The 17,172-nt window shown below is 42.7% G+C and carries 16 protein-coding genes; 6 read left to right on the forward strand and 10 right to left on the reverse strand.

The genetic code is table 11. The features are described from left to right. The 3 genes from PLH26_RS06525 to PLH26_RS06535 form a co-directional block, all read left to right on the forward strand. Positions 1-381 (forward strand): ribulose-phosphate 3-epimerase (locus PLH26_RS06525; RefSeq protein WP_324585194.1); only part of this gene is annotated, 381 nt, incomplete at its 5' end. Positions 382-594: 213 nt separating this feature from the next. Then, positions 595-1,245, forward strand: a complete 651-nt coding sequence (locus tag PLH26_RS06530) for a Crp/Fnr family transcriptional regulator (RefSeq protein WP_324585195.1) — start codon at positions 595-597, stop codon at positions 1,243-1,245. Positions 1,246-1,344: 99 nt separating this feature from the next. Continuing rightward, positions 1,345-1,560 (forward strand): hypothetical protein, encoded by a 216-nt coding sequence (locus tag PLH26_RS06535; protein ID WP_324585196.1) that lies wholly within the window; start codon positions 1,345-1,347, stop codon positions 1,558-1,560. A gap of 78 nt (positions 1,561-1,638) precedes the next feature. Here PLH26_RS06535 and PLH26_RS06540 read toward each other — a convergent pair whose 3' ends face one another. Both PLH26_RS06540 and PLH26_RS06545 read right to left on the reverse strand, forming a co-directional pair. Beyond that, a complete protein-coding gene (locus tag PLH26_RS06540; RefSeq protein WP_324585197.1) occupies positions 1,639-2,853 on the reverse strand; it encodes a DEAD/DEAH box helicase in 1,215 nt (404 codons plus the stop codon). Positions 2,854-2,987: 134 nt separating this feature from the next. Beyond that, positions 2,988-4,307 carry a ComEC/Rec2 family competence protein gene (locus tag PLH26_RS06545; RefSeq protein ID WP_324585198.1) on the reverse strand — a complete coding sequence of 440 codons (1,320 nt, stop codon included), beginning with the start codon at positions 4,305-4,307 and terminating at the stop codon, positions 2,988-2,990. Positions 4,308-4,475: 168 nt separating this feature from the next. Here PLH26_RS06545 and PLH26_RS06550 point away from each other — a divergent pair, with 168 nt between their 5' ends. Continuing rightward, complete coding sequence (locus PLH26_RS06550) at positions 4,476-6,983, forward strand: TonB-dependent receptor (RefSeq protein WP_324585199.1); 2,508 nt, start codon at positions 4,476-4,478, stop codon at positions 6,981-6,983. 118 nt (positions 6,984-7,101) lie between these two features. After that, positions 7,102-8,088 carry a PhoH family protein gene (locus PLH26_RS06555; protein ID WP_324585200.1) on the forward strand — a complete coding sequence of 329 codons (987 nt, stop codon included), beginning with the start codon at positions 7,102-7,104 and terminating at the stop codon, positions 8,086-8,088. A 48-nt stretch (positions 8,089-8,136) separates the two neighbouring features. On the opposite strand, the gene PLH26_RS06560 is transcribed toward PLH26_RS06555, so the two are convergent. Genes PLH26_RS06560 through PLH26_RS06585 form a run of 6 tightly spaced genes read right to left on the reverse strand, consistent with a single transcriptional unit; the run spans position 8,137 to position 13,708 of the window. Next, entirely contained in the window at positions 8,137-9,672 is a 1,536-nt protein-coding gene (locus PLH26_RS06560; protein WP_324585201.1) for a hypothetical protein, read from the reverse strand. Between the two features lie 22 nt (positions 9,673-9,694). Beyond that, positions 9,695-11,068: a class I SAM-dependent methyltransferase gene (locus tag PLH26_RS06565; RefSeq protein WP_324585202.1), complete on the reverse strand. Its 1,374-nt coding sequence runs from the start codon at positions 11,066-11,068 to the stop codon at positions 9,695-9,697. Next, entirely contained in the window at positions 11,061-11,228 is a 168-nt protein-coding gene (locus PLH26_RS06570; RefSeq protein WP_324585203.1) for a hypothetical protein, read from the reverse strand. The genes PLH26_RS06565 and PLH26_RS06570 overlap by 8 nt, the downstream gene beginning before the upstream one ends. A gap of 18 nt (positions 11,229-11,246) precedes the next feature. Further along, entirely contained in the window at positions 11,247-12,356 is a 1,110-nt protein-coding gene (locus tag PLH26_RS06575) for a M20/M25/M40 family metallo-hydrolase (protein ID WP_324585204.1), read from the reverse strand. Between the two features lie 27 nt (positions 12,357-12,383). Beyond that, entirely contained in the window at positions 12,384-13,241 is an 858-nt protein-coding gene (locus PLH26_RS06580) for a UbiA prenyltransferase family protein (RefSeq protein ID WP_324585205.1), read from the reverse strand. After that, the gene (locus tag PLH26_RS06585) at positions 13,238-13,708 is read right to left on the reverse strand and encodes a hypothetical protein (RefSeq protein ID WP_324585206.1); all 471 of its coding nucleotides are present in this window, start codon (positions 13,706-13,708) and stop codon (positions 13,238-13,240) included. The genes PLH26_RS06580 and PLH26_RS06585 overlap by 4 nt, the downstream gene beginning before the upstream one ends. A gap of 37 nt (positions 13,709-13,745) precedes the next feature. Between PLH26_RS06585 and PLH26_RS06590 the strand changes: the two genes are divergently transcribed. Next, positions 13,746-14,756: a LuxE/PaaK family acyltransferase gene (locus PLH26_RS06590; RefSeq protein ID WP_324585207.1), complete on the forward strand. Its 1,011-nt coding sequence runs from the start codon at positions 13,746-13,748 to the stop codon at positions 14,754-14,756. Positions 14,757-15,313: 557 nt separating this feature from the next. Here PLH26_RS06590 and PLH26_RS06595 read toward each other — a convergent pair. Both PLH26_RS06595 and cmk read right to left on the reverse strand, forming a co-directional pair. Beyond that, on the reverse strand, positions 15,314-16,390 hold the full coding sequence (locus tag PLH26_RS06595) for an oxidoreductase (protein ID WP_324585208.1): 1,077 nt from the start codon (positions 16,388-16,390) through the stop codon (positions 15,314-15,316). 11 nt (positions 16,391-16,401) lie between these two features. Then, positions 16,402-17,076: a (d)CMP kinase gene (gene cmk / locus PLH26_RS06600; RefSeq protein ID WP_324585209.1), complete on the reverse strand. Its 675-nt coding sequence runs from the start codon at positions 17,074-17,076 to the stop codon at positions 16,402-16,404. Positions 17,077-17,172 lie beyond the last annotated feature (96 nt).

Raw genomic sequence — 17,172 nt, forward strand, 5'->3', positions numbered from 1 at the left:
TATGAAGCCTGCCCGCACCTGCACCGCAATATCCAGCAGATCAAGAACCTCGGGATGAAAGCCGGTATCGCTGTAAATCCTCATACACCTGTTCAATTGCTGCAGGACATTCTTGAATACACTGATATTATTTGTATGATGAGCGTAAACCCCGGTTTCGGGGGGCAGGAATTCATACCGCACACTTTAACTAAAATACAATTGCTCCGGCAACGCATTGATCAGTTAAAGCTCAATACTGTTATTGAAGTAGACGGGGGAATTACACTGCAGAATGCCAAAGCTGTTGTTGAAGCCGGCGCCCATGGTTTGATAGCAGGAACCACTATTTTTGATGCACCTGATCCCAAAGATGTTATACAACGTTTAAAGAACGTATAAAATATTGTTTATAAATATTTTATATACGATTTCCTGCCGTCTGGCGGGGCCTGCTGTTACGGCATAACAGCATGGATGTCATTAAATTTTATGCTGGTTTTGATTAGCATAAGGTAATGCCGGTACAGAAAATAACAAACCTCATAATAATAGTTTTGCATGCCCGTTTAATGTATGATAATTTCATTTTTATCGAATTTAATTTCTACCCCCGTGAAAAAATTTACTTTGATTGAACCCCAAACCATGGAGCAGGTCATTACCATTTGTCAGCAGTATACGCCATTGGATGATGCCAGCCGGCAGGCGCTGAAAAGCATTATTACTTTGAAAGAGTACCGCAAAAATGATCATGTGTTTGAACAGGATCAGTTCTGTGGCGATCTTTTTGTTATTGTAAAAGGCTCTTACCGGCTTTTTCATAAAACAACGCAAAAGGAGCATACTACCTGGCTGGGATATGATGGTCATATCATATCTTCTCTCCATTGCCTGTTATTCAATACACCGGCAAAAGAAAGTATGCATATCCTTGAAGATTCGGTAATAGGTGTAATTCCTTATAACGAATTGCTGAGCCTGGGGCGCCAGTATGCGGCAATTGACAAGCTGAACCGTACCATAATGAGCACTTTTATTATGGAAATGCAGGAGAACCTTTTTGCTACCCGTTTTATGGAGGCGGCAGACCGCTATCACTATTTTACACAAAAGCAGCCTGAGGCTTTGCAGCGTATCCCGCTCACCTATCTTGCTTCTTTTTTAGGTATTACCAAAGAAAGCCTCAGCAGGATCCGTTCCGGGTTCAGGACCAGGGAAAACAATTTTGGATTGAATAATTCCTACCTGCGAACAGCATCATAAATAAAGTCAGTTAATAATGCAGAAGGGAATTGAAATACGTTTCAGTTCCCTTTTTTTATTGAATGGCGTGAATATTGTTGTTTCTTTAAAAACCACAGTATGGAAAACTATAAATTAAAGCTTGAACGTCCATGGGAATATGTAAAAGAAATGCTCAAAGAAAATGATCATGAGCTTACAGAAGAGGACCTGGATTATGCTCCGGGTAAGGAAGATGAATTGCTGGAGCGCCTCGCAAAGAAGAAGAACAGAACGAAAGAGGAAATTAAAATACTTATAGAAAGCATTTCTGCCAACGATGGTATTGCCTCATAAAAATCGGGGAAATAGTACAGATCACTGCATACAAAATATTGCGTTTATTGTAAACGCAACACACCGTCTTGCCGGCTCTTAATACCGTCCCGGCTTTCGCCTGTAAAATTTTCTTTGTGGTTTCCTGTTGCCCGATCTTTTCCGGGGGCGCCAGGCTGGTGTTTCACCAAGGAATTGCGGTAAAGCTGCCTTTTCCACCTCTTTTCCGATGAGTTCTTCTATTGCTGCAAAGCTGTTCTGTTCTTTTTCCCCTACCAGCGTAAAGGCCATACCATCGGCTTCGGCCCTTGCTGTTCGGCCGATGCGATGAACATAATCTTCCCCGTCGCGCGGAACATCGTAATTGATAACCAGGTCAATGGTATCAATATCAATTCCGCGGCTTAAAATATCAGTGGCTACCAGTATGGGTATACGCCCGCTTGTGAAACTGATCAGCACATTTTCTCTTTGTGATTGTACAAGGTCGCTATGCATTTCCTCTACCGTAAAACCATTTTGTTTCAGCATTCGCGTCAAAGCTTTTACATTTTGCTTCCTGCTGCAAAAGATGAGCGCGCTTTTAAAAGGTGTTTTGGTCAGTAAATATTTTACCAGCGGAAGCTTCTGCGCCTCGTATATTACAAAAGCCCTTTGTACGATCTTTTCGGGAGGACGGGAAATAGCGATATTGATCTCTACAGGATCAATAAGGATCTGCCGGGCTAAATTCCTGATCTTGGGAGGCATGGTGGCAGAAAACAATAAAGTTTGGCGCTTGAGCGGCAATTGTGTTATTATCCTGCTGATCTCGTCCTGGAAGCCCATATCCAGCATCCGGTCTGCCTCATCCAGTACTAGAAATTCCAGCCCTTTTATGGATACATAGCCCATGTTAAGGTGGGCTATAAATCGGCCGGGGGTACAAATAATAATATCAGCACCCATCTGTAATGCTTTCTTCTCCCCAACAAAATTCTGGGCTTCGCTGCCACCGTATACGGCCAGGGAACTGATAGAAGTAAAATAAGAAAGTCCTTCCAGGTGCTGGGCAATCTGTATTGCCAGCTCGCGGGTTGGTACAATTACCAGTGCGCGTATCTGACCGTTGGTTTCTTTCTGCAGCAGGCGATGAATAATGGGCAGCAAAAAAGCGGCTGTTTTGCCGGTGCCTGTTTGTGCCGAAGCGATAATGTCTTTCCCGGCAAGTATAGGAGGAATTACCTGTTGTTGTACCGGAGTGGCTGTTTCATAGTTGGACGCCTCAATTCCTTCAAGTAACGCAGGGTGAAAATTAAATTCTGTAAAATGCAAACGATAAAAGTATTTTATGTTATTTCAATAAGTTGGTTTCCTCAGCGGGAACATGTAAAGATAACTGAAAATTACCAGTGCACATGATAAGGAATTATGCAAACAGGTGTTTTATCGAAGGTATTTTAAATTGGTTATTGCCGGCTTTTTGACCGGTAAGGTCCAAATACATCTTTTACCGGCATATCCTCTCTGCTATCGTCTAATATAATTACGTAATATTCTTTGCCGCCCGGCAAAACCCTTACTACAATATGTCCCTGCAAACTTTTGTAGGAATGATCAACCCGTGTACCTATCACGTATTTATTTGCATCAAGCATATTTGTAGTAAACAGATCCCTCGGCCCCTCGTATAAATAAGGCGTGGTTAAACGACGCAGTACTTCTTCACCCGGGTGATCAGATGACCAGGATTGCTGTATCCATACCCTGGGTTTAAATGTTTTAACCTGAAACTCGTTTACAGCATCACGGTTACCGTGATGGTCTAACGTGGCAATATCCACTTCTCCTACCACTTTAGCCACAGGTGTTTCTACATCCTCCCACCATTCATCACCATAAGATACGATGCCGCCGCAATCGCCGCCGGTATAATATGTAAAAGGTCCGTAATTCAATGTTAATACCAGGCTCAGTCCGTTTTCACTGGGCCAACTGCGTGGGTTGGCGGTATCAACAGGCGGGAAAAACGACGCGGTGGCGCTGTCTCTTCCTGTCCATATCAGCCCGTTTGCTTTTACATTCTGCACATAAAAAGCTGGATATTGCCTGGCATGGTATTTCATATGCACCTGACTGCGACTGCCCGCTTTGAACCGCTCAGCCTTCATTCCTTTTTGCTGTTGCGCAGCAATAAAATCAAAATAATTCTGCATCGTCTTCCAGAAATTGATCTCACCGCTGAACCTGTCTTTATTTCTTTTTATGCTGTAGGGATAATCATAGTCGGGGAAATCCCTGTCCAACAGGCAACGAATAGGAATAAGTTCGCCTACGCCTGTTATTCCGGTAAGGTTGTATTTTCCGGTAGCCGACAACTTTGCCCCCGGGTACCAGCTCCCGAAATGATCGTCGTGGAAGTGCGAGATGGCGGCATAGTCAATTACCGCTTTATCTTTTAATGGCGATACTTTCTTAATATATTCCACGATCCATTCGTATGCTCTTTTACTGTAATTGGGCCGCATAGCCGCATTGCGTGGTGTGAAAGCGCGGCTGCCGGTGGGGTTCATTTCTCCGGCATCAAAAAGCATAGTGGTACCATCGGGGAAAATATAAAATGCAGCGTCTCCCCAGCCGGTATTGATATGGTGAAGATCAAGGTATCCTTCCTTCCAGGCGGGTAAAGGGTTTCCGGGTGTGGCAATTTGTGCAGATGCGGGAAGCTGTGCACCGGCTAATATAATAATAAAAAGCGCGGCAAACCGAAACATTTTATGTACTGGCATAAACAGAAATTTGAGTATTGCCGAAAATACTATACAATTTGCAAAAATAAAAGAAGCGTTTATAATGGCAGTACAGCTTTAGCGTTAATACTGTAGGGTGGTGAAGCGATAGATCTCATAATCACTATGATTGTGTAATATTGCCCTGTTAAACCAGTTTATTTGCTGATGCCTGCCTCCAGAACTTTGTTGGTGCTATTTTGTATGCTGATATCTTCTGTGTTGCCGGCACAACAAAGATCTGCTGTTGTTTCGGGCAAAGTGGTAGATGCAAACGAAAAACCCTTAGCCAAAGTAACCATAACCATTTTAGGAAAGCAAAGCGGAACAGCAACTTCCGACTCTGGCACATTCGCCATAAAAGTACCTGCGGGCAAAGCGTTAGCGCTCGTTTTTTCCTTCACCGGCTTCCATACTGTTCAGCGTAATTTTTACCTCAGCGAAAATGAGTTGGAGAAAGTGGTCATTCGTATGGAAAGCAGCTCAAAAGTATTGGAGGAGGTTATTGTAAAAAATGAAAAAGAACGTACAGAAACTGGGCTCATACGCATCAATCCCAAACACGCGCTCACCATTCCGTCTGCTACCGGTGGCGTAGAAAGTCTCATAAAGATATTTGTTGGCAGCAATAACGAGCTCACATCACAGTATACGGTACGGGGTGGCAATTACGATGAAAACCTTGTTTACATCAACGACTTTGAGATCTTTCGCCCTTACCTGGTGCGCAGCGGGCAGCAGGAAGGTTTGAGTTTTATTAATCCTGAGCTCACAGGTGGTATAAGCTTTTACAATGGAGGCTTTCAGGCGAAATATGGAGACAAGATGAGCAGTGTACTCGACATTCAGTATAAAAAGCCTAAAGCCTTCGCAGGCTCGGCATATATCGGTTTGCTGGAGCAGGGTTTTCATGTGGAAGGGATCACCAAAAATGAAAAATTCAGCTACCTGGTCGGGGTACGCAACAGGTCTAACAGAAATCTCCTGAGCAGTCAGGAAACAAAAGGTAATTATATTCCTTCTTCATCCGATATCCAGGCTTTGTTTACCTATCGTTTAAACAGCAGATGGCAATTAGAGCTGCTGGGTAATCTGTCCCGCACAAAATTCACGCTTATTCCTGAAGAGGCGAAACTTACGTCATCCGTTCTTTCACCTTTGTTCAGCACCAATCTTGGACTCGATATCTATTTTGACGGAAGTGAACGGGACCAATATTTGACGAATATGATCGGTGTAAGTGCATTGCAGCAGGTAAATAAAAAGCTGAAATTAAAATGGATGTTGAGCGGGTTCCGGAATAATGAACAGGAATTGTATGATATTACCGGCGCTTATTTATTCGGGGAAAGGAGCTTCGATAAATCGCAGCCCGGTTTCGGATCAATTGTTAATCCATTGGGTGCAGGAACATTTATCAATCATGCGAGGAACAGGCTGGATATCGAAAACTGGAATATATCTCACAAAGGAAGATGGGATAATGAAAAACATTTCATTCAATGGGGTATAAGCGCGGAAAAAACAATGATCTCCGACCGGTTAAGCGAATGGGAAGCACAGGATTCCGCAGGCTATAATCTGCCGTATCAGCCCGGTACGCTGCAATTGTACCGGGTAAGGAAGTCGGCAACTGATCTTGATATCAGTAAGCTGTCGGGCTATGTACAGGACAATATATTATTTGGCAGCGCATCCCATATTACTGTACAGGCGGGAATACGATTTAACTACAATTCTTTGAACAATGAATTATTGCTGTCGCCGCGTGCACAAATGTCGTGGATGCCTGGTGCAGGCACAGACTGGGTTTTAAAACTTGCGGCAGGTGCATACGATCAGCCCCCTTTTTACCGGGAGCTGAGGCGATACGACGGATCAGTTAATACAGCGGTAAAAGCGCAGCGGAGCTGGCAGGTGGCGGCAGGCGCCGATCGCAATTTCAAATTGTGGGAGCGGCCGTCCCGGGTAACTTTAGAAGCATATTACAAGCATTTGTATAATGTTGATCCTTATGATATAGATAATGTGCGCATCCGCTATTTTGGCAGTAACAACGCCAAAGCATATGCAATGGGTATGGAGATGCGCCTGTTCAGTGAACTGGTAAAGGATGCCGAAAGCTGGGTCAGCATAGGGCTGATGCGTACTATGGAAAAGATAAACGATTTTCATTATTATCGCTATAAAAATGCAAACGGAGAATTTATTACGGCTCAAACAGAAGATCAGGCAGTTGCCGACAGCGTTCGTTTTGACAAAGGATGGATGCGCCGCCCTACCGACCGGCTGCTTACATTTGGTATGTTCTTCCAGGATTATTTAAGCACCAACAAAAATTTTAAAGTGCATTTAAATATGGTATACGGAACCAGTATGCCCTATAATATTCCCGGCAGCATACGTTACCGCAATGGTATAATCATTGACCCTTATATACGTGTTGATATCGGTTTCAGCGCTTTACTACTGAGCAGTGATAAAAGCAATCGCAGAAGCCGTAATCCTTTCCGGGAATTCGATAATATATGGGCAAGCCTTGAGGTATTTAACCTGCTTGATCGCGACAATACCATTTCTTATATGCTTATCAAAGATTTTTCTAATACTGTTTACGCTATTCCCAACCGGTTAACTCCCCGCTTGTTGAATTTTAAGATACTGGCAGGATTTTAGAAAAGTATTCACATTTGTGTATAAGTAATTTTGTATTTTATAGGCAGCGAATCCTTACATTTGATTTCAATGGATGGGTAGTCTGAATGACTATTTGTGAACAATAAACCGAATTGAATTGACAGAAACAATCATTAACCTCGAAACCGTTAATCCTATTGAGTTTTTTGGTGTTAACAACGGCAAACTTGATCTTCTTAAAAAGAAATTCCCGCTTTTAAAAATCCTCAGCCGTGGTACGCAAATTAAGCTGAGCGGCGCTCCTGAGCAAATTGAGTCAGCAAAAGAAAAGATCGTATTGCTTATTCAATACCTGGAACGGAACGGGCATGTAAGCGAAAATTATTTTGAACAGATATTGGGTGGTGATGATGCAGAGACGGTAGACAATTTTGTGGAGCGCAACAGCAATGATATATTGGTGTTTGGCCCTAATGGTAAAAGCGTAAGAGCCAGAACGCCCAATCAGAAGCGCCTGGTATCGGCAGCCGAAAAAAATGATATCGTATTTGCTATCGGCCCGGCGGGAACAGGTAAAACGTATACGGCTGTGGCACTGGCAGTACGGGCATTAAAAAACAAGTCGGTGAAAAAGATCATCCTTACCCGTCCGGCTGTTGAAGCAGGGGAAAGCCTCGGTTTTTTACCCGGCGACCTGAAGGAAAAAATTGATCCTTATCTTCGTCCTCTGTATGACGCGCTGGATGACATGATACCTGCCGATAAGCTGGGTTATTACATGAGTACCCGTGTAATTGAAATAGCGCCGTTGGCTTATATGCGCGGACGCACACTGGATAATGCATTTATAATACTGGATGAAGCTCAGAACGCTACTGATCTGCAGATCAAAATGTTTTTAACACGTATAGGTGCCAATGCAAAAGCCATCATAACCGGCGATATCACCCAGGTTGACCTTCCCAAGCACCAGCGGAGCGGTCTTGAAAAAGCTACCCGCATATTGAATGGTATTGATGGCATTACCCATATTGAGCTGGATGAAGATGATGTAGTTCGCCATCGCCTGGTTAAGGCCATTATCAAGGCTTACGACAGGGACCATGAACGGTTACAAAATCTGAATAAAGAAAGGAACGGGTAAGGTCGTCGTCCGGGTTATGCGATGGCTTAGCCGTTACACATTATATCCTTAGTTTACAAAATCAATCGTGCTATCCGGGAGCAACGGAAACTGCTGATCAAAATACTTGTTCAGGACTATCCTGAAGGTATTTACATTGCTTATGCTGTCGTATAAATTATCATAGTTCTTATCAGGAAAATAAAAGGAGGAGTAATTACTAAAGCGATAAGGTTTCGGGGAGCCGTCGTAAAGTGCCAGTGCTGCACCGTGGTCGCTTTGCAAAATAATTACGGGCTGGTTGCTGTTTTGCAATATTCGCTTAACCAGTGAAACCAGTATTTTCCGGCCATATCCCGTGTACTCACTGAACCTTTTTTTATTATGATATACTTCAGAGCTGTATACACTGTCTTTGTAGGGTTCCCCGGCAGAATTATAAATATACGGGAAGTGCGGAATGTAAACATGCCCGTAAATGAACCTGGGGTTTTTACCGGCTACAACGGAAAGCTTATTTAACGAATCAATAATTATATCATTAAAGCTCAAACCTTCCTTTTTGGAAGCACTTTGCTGATCTGCGGGAGAAGCGGTTGAGCTGTTTGTTGCATCATAAAAGTTCCACCTTATATCTCTTTTATAACTTTCCCATAAGGTGTTATAGAGAATAACGGTTTCGCTCGCGGAATTGTTGAAGTAACATTTTTCTATTGAAGGATGATCTGTGAAATCAAATATGGATAAGTTGTAAAAATCATATCCTGCGGCTTTCACATATTGGATAACAGGGGAGATCTCAACACTGCTTGCTGCTTTGTAATAAATAGCTGACAAAGCCGCGGAAGTGTCTTTCAACCATGTGAGATACTGCATGCTGAATGTGGCAGCCATTGAAAAAGCCGTTTCATTGTAATTGCTTTTTGAATGTTTTGCCAAAAAAAATCCGTTTTTTTCAAGCAAGGTATCCAATTCGGCATTATCGCTTTTCAAAACATCCCTGATATATGCTGAGGAAGGGTAGCCGTCAAAAACAATATACCAGATATCAGGAGATGGATGTTGGGTCTTAAGAGTTGAATCGCGTTTGTGTATATCAATGTTTTGTATAATATTCCTTTTCTCAATCGCTGTTTCTGTCCAGAGCTTTGCTATTCCCCACAGTATCATTAAAAGATAAACAGAAAAAAGTGTATTCAGATATAATGTTACTTTAAACAACTGTCGGGCCCTTGATATTTTATATAATAAATAAGACAGGGCAATTACCAGGAAGGGCACATAAAACCGGTAACGCGTAAGTGCATCAAGTACAGGTATGCCGGAAAAGGATTGCTGAATGTTTTTGAAATAAAGGTAGGTAACCGATAATACTGTAGTAATTGCTGCCGCTTTTAAAGCGTTTTTGAAAAAATAGAGCAGGATAAGAAAAACTGCAACAATGAGCAGCATTACTATAAGAAAAATGACCAGTGCGGTATCCCCATCGATTAGCCCGCTATAATTAAGATAAACCCCCAGGATAAATAATACGGGAAGCAGAAAGCTATGTAAAGGGATAGTTTTTAAGAAGCTGATAATATGCCGGGCAATTTTAAAACGCACATGAAATATTTTTGAGTAGTATTTAATTTTTCTTTTTCATTAAAAACAGGGATCTCTCGGTTTCACCCACCTTTATTTTTTGAAGAATCTCAAAAGAGGAACTGAATATGTCTTCAAATGCTTTTACAGTATAATGCGGGAAAATATCTTTCCTTTGCAGTAGCATTTGCTTTACTTTCACATCTTCCTTAGGCACAAATTCAATGACGAGGTAATCGGTTAGGGTACTTAATGTTTCTGCAACCTGCTGCAACGGTACATTTTTACCTATCACAAGATGGTGAATAATTGCCAGGGCCAATACCATATCTACCCTGCACCGGCTTATGAAGGCACTTCTTTCTTCATTGTGCCAACCTGTTGATGGCGTTGGCTGGCAAATGTCTATCAGCAGTGGAAGTATACAGGTATTGCCTGTTTGTTTGCAGTGCACGTATAAACTGTTGATGCAATCCGCATCAGAATCTATTGCAATAACGGTTTCTGCATGTGTTGCAGCAGCCTTGGCGAACAATCCGGTGTTTGTTCCGGCATCCAGAATGGTTTTTACAGGAATTTCTTTCAGCCATCCCTCTACAACAGAGCGTTTATCATTCACGTATTTTTCATTCAATACCGTCTCATCGTAATAATTGTTCCAGATTGTTCTAATCGGTTTAAGCTGCATTCCCGAAACAAATGATAACAGGTTATTAGCAATAGATAACAATTTTTTCCGGGAAAATGCAGGTTGGGCCGCGGAGTTCCGGTTTGATTTTTCCGACACCTTGTTTTGTAAAAAAATGTGCAGGAAAACATTAAGATTAAACCTGCTGCGCAAAGGAAGCCATTTCGATGCAAGCTTCAGGGGAATGCCATCCGGATAAGCCTGCAGTAATTTCAGCATTTCCGGTGAGCGGTAAACGCACAATAGCAAAGGAACGATGAAAGATTCGGTAAACTGGCGGTAGGCTACCCATGGCTGGGTGTCGTCGTATTTTTCAAAAGACAGGGTGTCAATAAAAACGGGTCTGCCATTTTTAAACTGAATATTAAAAGGCGTGGCGTCTTTTAATATCATCCCATGTTGTATAGCTTCCTTTAAAATATATAAGGTAAGCAATGCGGCATCCTTTAGCTGGCTGAAACACCACTCGTATGGCCAGGAAAGAAAAGTTATTTGCTCCGGCAGCAAAGTGCAATACCATTCGTCGGACTGGCTGAAATTTTTGTCCAGTTCAATATGTGGAATAAGTTTTTTTTCTTTAACCAGCTGATTGTATAACCCGGATTGCTTTAAGGCCTGGTAATCATCTTTGTAACACTGGTTCACCTGCCTGTAATATTTCCCTTCATACAAAAAAACAAACCCCGAAGGGTCCCTGTAGGAGGCCGGGTGGTTTCGTACCTTATTCATTCTTTTCTTTGTCTTTGGGTATTTCTTTTCTGCCCCCGAAGAAGGATTTAATGGTAGCCCAGATCGTTTTAAAATAAAAGGCAATGCCCAGTATGCCTGCAATGATCATCTGCACGAGGTAGCTTCCGCTACCGGGGTCAATATATGCTGTTATATTCATTGCATCAGATTTTGTGCTTTAAAAATAATTCAGCTTTGTTTTAGGTGTTAACGTAAGCAGTGTTTCATACATGAGCCTGATCGTGTTTTCAATGTCTTCTTTGTGCAGCATTTCTACTGTAGTATGCATGTACCTGAGCGGGATGGAAATAAGCACAGAGGGGCAGCCGTCATTGGCATATGCAAATGATTCGGTATCGGTTCCGGTGCTGCGGCTTACCGCGCGTAGCTGCACAGGTATTTTTTTGTCTTCTGCTACTTTTTGCACTATATCCAGTAATTTGTTGTGGACAGCTGGCCCATAAGCCAGCGACGGGCCTTTTCCGCAGGCTACGTCGCCTTCGATCATTTTATTGATCATAGGGGTGGTGGTGTCGTGGGTTACATCCGTAATAACGGCCACGTCGGGTTTAATCCTGCGGGCTATCATCTCGGCTCCTCTTAACCCTGTTTCTTCCTGAACGGCGTTTACAATATATAATCCGAAAGGAATATTTTTTTTATTTTCTTTGAGCAGGCGGGCCACTTCAGCGATCATGAAGCCTCCAATGCGGTTATCCATAGCCCTGCCGATATAATATCCATAGGCCAGTTCGTCGAACCCTTCTTCATAAGTAGCTACAGAACCGATGTGAACACCCAACGCATCCACCTCTTTTTTGCTTCTGGCTCCGCAATCCAAAAAAAGATTATCTACTTTAGGGTGCGTTTCTTTATCGCCACCGCCCATGCGGGTGTGTATGGCCGGCCAGCCAAATACCGCTTTTACCGGACCTTTTTTGCCATGAATGATAACTCTTTTACCGGGAGCGATCTGGTGATCCACACCACCGTTGCGTTTCAGATAGATCAACCCCTCATTGGTAATATAATTCACAAACCAACTGATCTCATCTGCATGGGCTTCTATTACTACCTTGAATTTCTCATCGGGGTTTATCACTCCTACCGCCGTGCCATAAGGGTCAACGAAATGGGTGTGCACATAAGGTTTGATATATTGGAGCCATAATTTCTGACCGCTGCTTTCAAAGCCGGTTGGAGAGGCATTGTTCAGGTAATTTTTTAGAAAAAGAAGAGAACTGTCATTTACTACAGGTTTTTGCTTTGCTTTTGTATTTTTTGCCATTTTATATTGAATTGATTCCAAAAATAGTTAAATCCTCAACAGCAGGGTTAAAAGCGAGGAAAACATCATCAGCCCGTCCAGTACAAAATAATAAAGATAATCGTAAAAATGTTTCCGGGCATAATTATACAAGCCCAGCACAATGCCGCCGGGGGTCAATAACAAAATAATGGAAAAAGTAGAAAAGGACTGTGTGCTTAGCGCAACCGTACTGATCACAAACAATGCCAGGGCAACCAGGAATATCAGTAATATATTTTTTTCACTCATCCAGGTGATCATGCTTTTAACACCCTGCATGCGGTCTGCCTCCCTGTCGCGGTAGTCGAATAAAATACAAATGGCATATATCAGGAAAAAACGGCTGGCACAAAAAAGAGTATGCGCTGTTGTCCATTCCTCACCGGCTACCAGTACAGGCAATGCCGTTGTAACGTACATCCACACAAAAGTGAGAAAGAGCGTTTTGCCTATGGCAATTTTTGAAAGGAGTGAAAAATATTTATGTGGGATTTTGGGAGCAGTATATAAAAAAGTAGCCAGAACGCCAATGCTCAGCGGTAACCAGTGGCCAATCAGTTGCAGTGCAAGTACTGCCGATGCAATAAGCATAACTATATAAATGCCCAGTAACAGGCGCCGGTGTGTATGATTCCATGCAATACGCGGCGAACCGGAAGCCGCAAAAGGCGTCAGGTACCAGTGAAAGTTGTAGCTGCATAAGGTAGCGCAAAATACAAACAGGTAAAATAGGCGGCTATTGTATTGCAGTTCAAAAAAGTGATCCGTTTGTGCTACCATCAGCACAGCACAAAGCGATATATATATGTTCGTATTGATGAAAAGATCAAATACCGAAACTCCTATTCCTCTTTTTGAGCTCAAAACGATTTTTCAATAGTGATCGGGGGTGCAGTTATGGTATCGCTTACGTTCCCGGCCCTATCCCTAAACCAGAATTTGTAAACGGCTTGTTCCACGGTATCGGCAGGGCTGCAGGCAATGCGTGCAAGATATTGATCCTGTATTGTAATTATTATTTCCCCTTTTTGGTTATTTGTAGGTGGCACATCAGCGGGTAGGGTAAAACTAAGACTGTCTAAGTAGCTGGGCACCCTGTTGCCATCGGCGCAGGGAGAAGAGGACGATATTTTTTCCAGAAACAATGGCACACCTGCTATGTCACCCTCTGCGTCGGTATATTCAATTGTAAACCGAACCGCATAATCACCCAGGGGAACATAATTGCCACTCACCTCTTTTAGTGTGAGGCTCGGTTTCTCACTAAACTTATCTTTGCTGCACGAAGCTGTAACAAATATTAAAAAAAGTATTGCAAGCCTTATTTTCATATTGCTGTATTCATTAAAACAAATGTAAATATTCCCTTTGAATAAACGCTCATCATATACCGGCACAGGCACCCGAATATTTGATTTTAACATTTCGGCGTTTGAAAGTATCGCTATTGAAATGTTTCAGTTTCAATACGCCAATAACGGCATTTACCGGCAGTTTGCCGAGGCATTGGGGGTGGATGCCGCAGGGGTTAAAGCGCTGGAGCAGATCCCTTTTTTACCGGTAAATTTCTTTAAAACCCACAGCATACAAACCACCACGTTTGAACCCCAAATGATCTTTGAGAGCAGTGGAACCACCCAAACCATCAACAGCAAACATGCTGTAAAAGATATTTCCTTGTATAGGGAAAGCTTTTTAAAAGGGTTTGCGCAGTTTTATGGCGATCCGGAAGATTACTGCATTATTGGCTTATTGCCTTCCTACCTTGAACGCCGGCATTCATCGCTGGTAACGATGGTGGATGAGCTGACCAGGTTAAGTAAACACAGTAAAAGCGGCTTTTATTTAAATGAACACGATCAATTGGCCCGTACTCTACGGGAGCTTGAAAAAGATGCACAAAAAACCCTGCTGATCGGTGTAACATTTGCCTTGCTCGATTTTGCGGAAGAACATCCTATGCCTTTGAAGCATACGATTGTAATGGAAACCGGGGGCATGAAAGGCCGCAAAACAGAAATGACGAGGCAGGAAGTGCATGCTCAATTAAAAGAAGCGTTTCATCTGCCTTATATCCATTCGGAGTATGGAATGACTGAATTATTATCGCAGGCCTATTCAAAAAGAGACGGTATATTTCATTGCCCCAAATGGATGAGAGTGCTCCTTCGGAATGAAGATGACCCGCTTGAAATAATAAGTGCGCCAGGTACCGATAGCAGAAGCGGCGTGATCAATATCATTGACCTTGCCAATATGTATTCCTGCTCCTTTATTGCTACCGACGATGCAGGCAGGCTCTACCCCGACGGCAGCTTTGAAATACTGGGACGAATAGATAGCAGTGATATCAGGGGATGTAGTTTGATGGCGGTTTGAGTAATTTGAAAATTATATGTGCACCGTCATTAACTAATTCATTTTCAATAAATTAAAATGGTGTGTTCTGCTTTGTTGCACCCGAGTGCAGGAGGAATTTGAAATGCCTGTCCCCGTCCGACTGGAGTCATCCGGGCGGGCGGCTGAATAGACGGGTGGCGGTAGGTACGCAACGAAGGAGCGTAAGACCGCTGTGGTAGCGCCAATGTGGAAATGGGTACGGTACTTCTTGCCCATAGCCCATTTGCCAGTTTTAATGTAAACAATCCTATATCACTTCGAATTTTGGTTCATTGCTGCCGGAAAAAGTGATAAAGCCCTATAGCAGCTTGATGTTGCCTCACCCCAACCCCTCTCCGCCCGGAGAGGGGCTAAAATACTCTCCTGTATTGGCTTTCATTTAACTTTCAAAAATTTTCTCCGGACAATAGTGATTTCGATTTTTAGATTTCGGGCTTATTTGTCTTTTGTTCTTAGTTCCTTGTATTCCGTTCGGATTTCGAAATTGAATATTCGTGCTTTATTTGTTATTTGGTTCTTGTTTTTTCTTTCTTCTTTTAATAAGCAACATCCATCAGTTCTGTACAGTCAATAGTTCTCTTTTCATTATTGCTTTGTATAGCCAGTTCTATGATCCTTATGGTGTTGTAACCATGTTCCGGTTTTTCTTTAACCGGAAGCCCGTTCACTATGCTTTCGTATAGTTCATTATAATAATCGGCATAACTGCCTTTATGAGAAGGATATTTTTCTTTAATTGTTTTACCCTCTTTTTCGGTATGGATCAACCCGAACATTTCTTCGGGTTCCATTCCCCAATCTTCGCCAACAGGCAATTCACCGGCCCTGAGCCTGGCTTCCTGGGGGTCTTCCCCGTATTTAATAAACGAGCCCCTTGTACCCTGTATCATATACCTGGGGCCGGGCTCCCTTACCAGCATGCCTGCATGTAGAATTACTTTCGTAAAATCATAATCAAGCCAGAGGATAAAATAGTCATCCACTTTTGCATGCGGTCGTTGCATTCTTATATCTGCTGTAACAGCAGCAGGCATACCAAAGAAACATAAAGCCTGGTCTATTATATGCGGTCCCAGGTCATATAAAATACCACTGCCGGGCAATGGCGCCTCCCTCCACGCTGCCGGACGGGCTTCCATACGGTAACGATCGTAATGCGCTTCAAATTCATGTATTTCGCCCAGCAGTTTTTTATCTAAAATTTCTTTCATGGTACGGAAGTCACTCACATACCTGCGGTTTTGGTATACGCTCAGCGCTTTTCCCGAATGCTTAGCTATGTTCACCAGTTCCCTTGCTTCCCTGGTGGTATTGGTAAATGGTTTTTCCAGTACTACATGCTTACCTGCTTCCAGCGCTTTTTTGGCATACGGAAAATGGGTATCGTTAGGTGTAGTAACTACAACCAGATCAATTTCAGGGTCATCAACCAGCTCGTCTATATCTCTTACTATTTTAACGGAAGGATACTTTTCCTGCGCCTCATTGCCTTTTCTTTGCAGTATGCTTACCAATTCATATTTATCGGTGAGTGCGTTGATAAAGGGGAGATGAAATACTTTGGCGGAAATGCCGAATCCAGCCAACCCGGCACGTATTCTTTTTTTGGACATGAGATATCGGTTTATAATTTCTGCTTTACAAGATCAAGCGCTATCTGTAATTGTTGTTCAGGAGTAATATTGGAATTGTCGAGCACCACCGCATCTTCTGCTTTCCTTAAAGGGCTTACCTCGCGGTGGGAATCAATATAATCACGCATCTCCAGGTTGTTTTTTACTTCTTCTATGGTAATATTGGGGTTCCTGGCAAACAGTTCACGGAACCTTCGCTCCACCCTTACGGCATTGTCGGCAGTCATGAATATTTTCAATTCCGCTTTTGGAAAAACAACGGTGCCGATATCTCTTCCATCCATTACAATTCCTTTTTTTTCGCCCATCTTTCTTTGCTGCTCTGCTGCAAATGTTCTTACAGCTTTAATGGTTGCTACCTCACTCACTTTTTCTGCTATGATCAGATCGCGGATCACATATTCCACATTTTCACCGTTAAGATATATTTCTGCTTCCATGCTTTTTTCATTTGGCCGGAAATCCAGCTCAATGTTTTCCAGCGCCTTGTAAACCTGCTCTTCTTTGGTCCAGTCTACCATATTCCGTAGAAAGTATAAAGTAATGGCCCGATACATTGCGCCGCTGTCAATATACACATATTTGAGCGCTCCTGCCAGTTGTTTGGCCAACGTGCTTTTGCCGCAGGACGACCATCCATCTATGGTTATGATGATTTTTTTCATACTCAATGCGGTGCAAATTATACATACTGTACGAAAAAGAAGAATGGGGAAAGGATTTTTTCATTGAACATAAAAAATGCCGGACTGCGAAAGTCC

The sequence above is a fragment of the Agriterribacter sp. genome, assembly GCF_035444585.1.
In the GTDB taxonomy this organism is placed as follows: Bacteria; Bacteroidota; Bacteroidia; order Chitinophagales; family Chitinophagaceae; genus Agriterribacter.

Bases quoted from the DNA above. Each gene is read 5' to 3' on its own strand.
- PLH26_RS06570 (WP_324585203.1), bottom strand. From the start codon at position 11,228: ATGAATATAACAGCATATATTGACCCCGGTAGCGGAAGCTACCTCGTG.
- PLH26_RS06545 (WP_324585198.1), bottom strand. From the start codon at position 4,307: ATGCCAGTACATAAAATGTTTCGGTTTGCCGCGCTTTTTATTATTATA.
- cmk (WP_324585209.1), bottom strand. From the start codon at position 17,076: ATGAAAAAAATCATCATAACCATAGATGGATGGTCGTCCTGCGGCAAA.
- PLH26_RS06565 (WP_324585202.1), bottom strand. From the start codon at position 11,068: ATGAATAAGGTACGAAACCACCCGGCCTCCTACAGGGACCCTTCGGGG.
- PLH26_RS06595 (WP_324585208.1), bottom strand. From the start codon at position 16,390: ATGTCCAAAAAAAGAATACGTGCCGGGTTGGCTGGATTCGGCATTTCC.
- PLH26_RS06585 (WP_324585206.1), bottom strand. From the start codon at position 13,708: ATGAAAATAAGGCTTGCAATACTTTTTTTAATATTTGTTACAGCTTCG.
- PLH26_RS06550 (WP_324585199.1), top strand. From the start codon at position 4,476: ATGCCTGCCTCCAGAACTTTGTTGGTGCTATTTTGTATGCTGATATCT.
- PLH26_RS06535 (WP_324585196.1), top strand. From the start codon at position 1,345: ATGGAAAACTATAAATTAAAGCTTGAACGTCCATGGGAATATGTAAAA.
- PLH26_RS06575 (WP_324585204.1), bottom strand. From the start codon at position 12,356: ATGGCAAAAAATACAAAAGCAAAGCAAAAACCTGTAGTAAATGACAGT.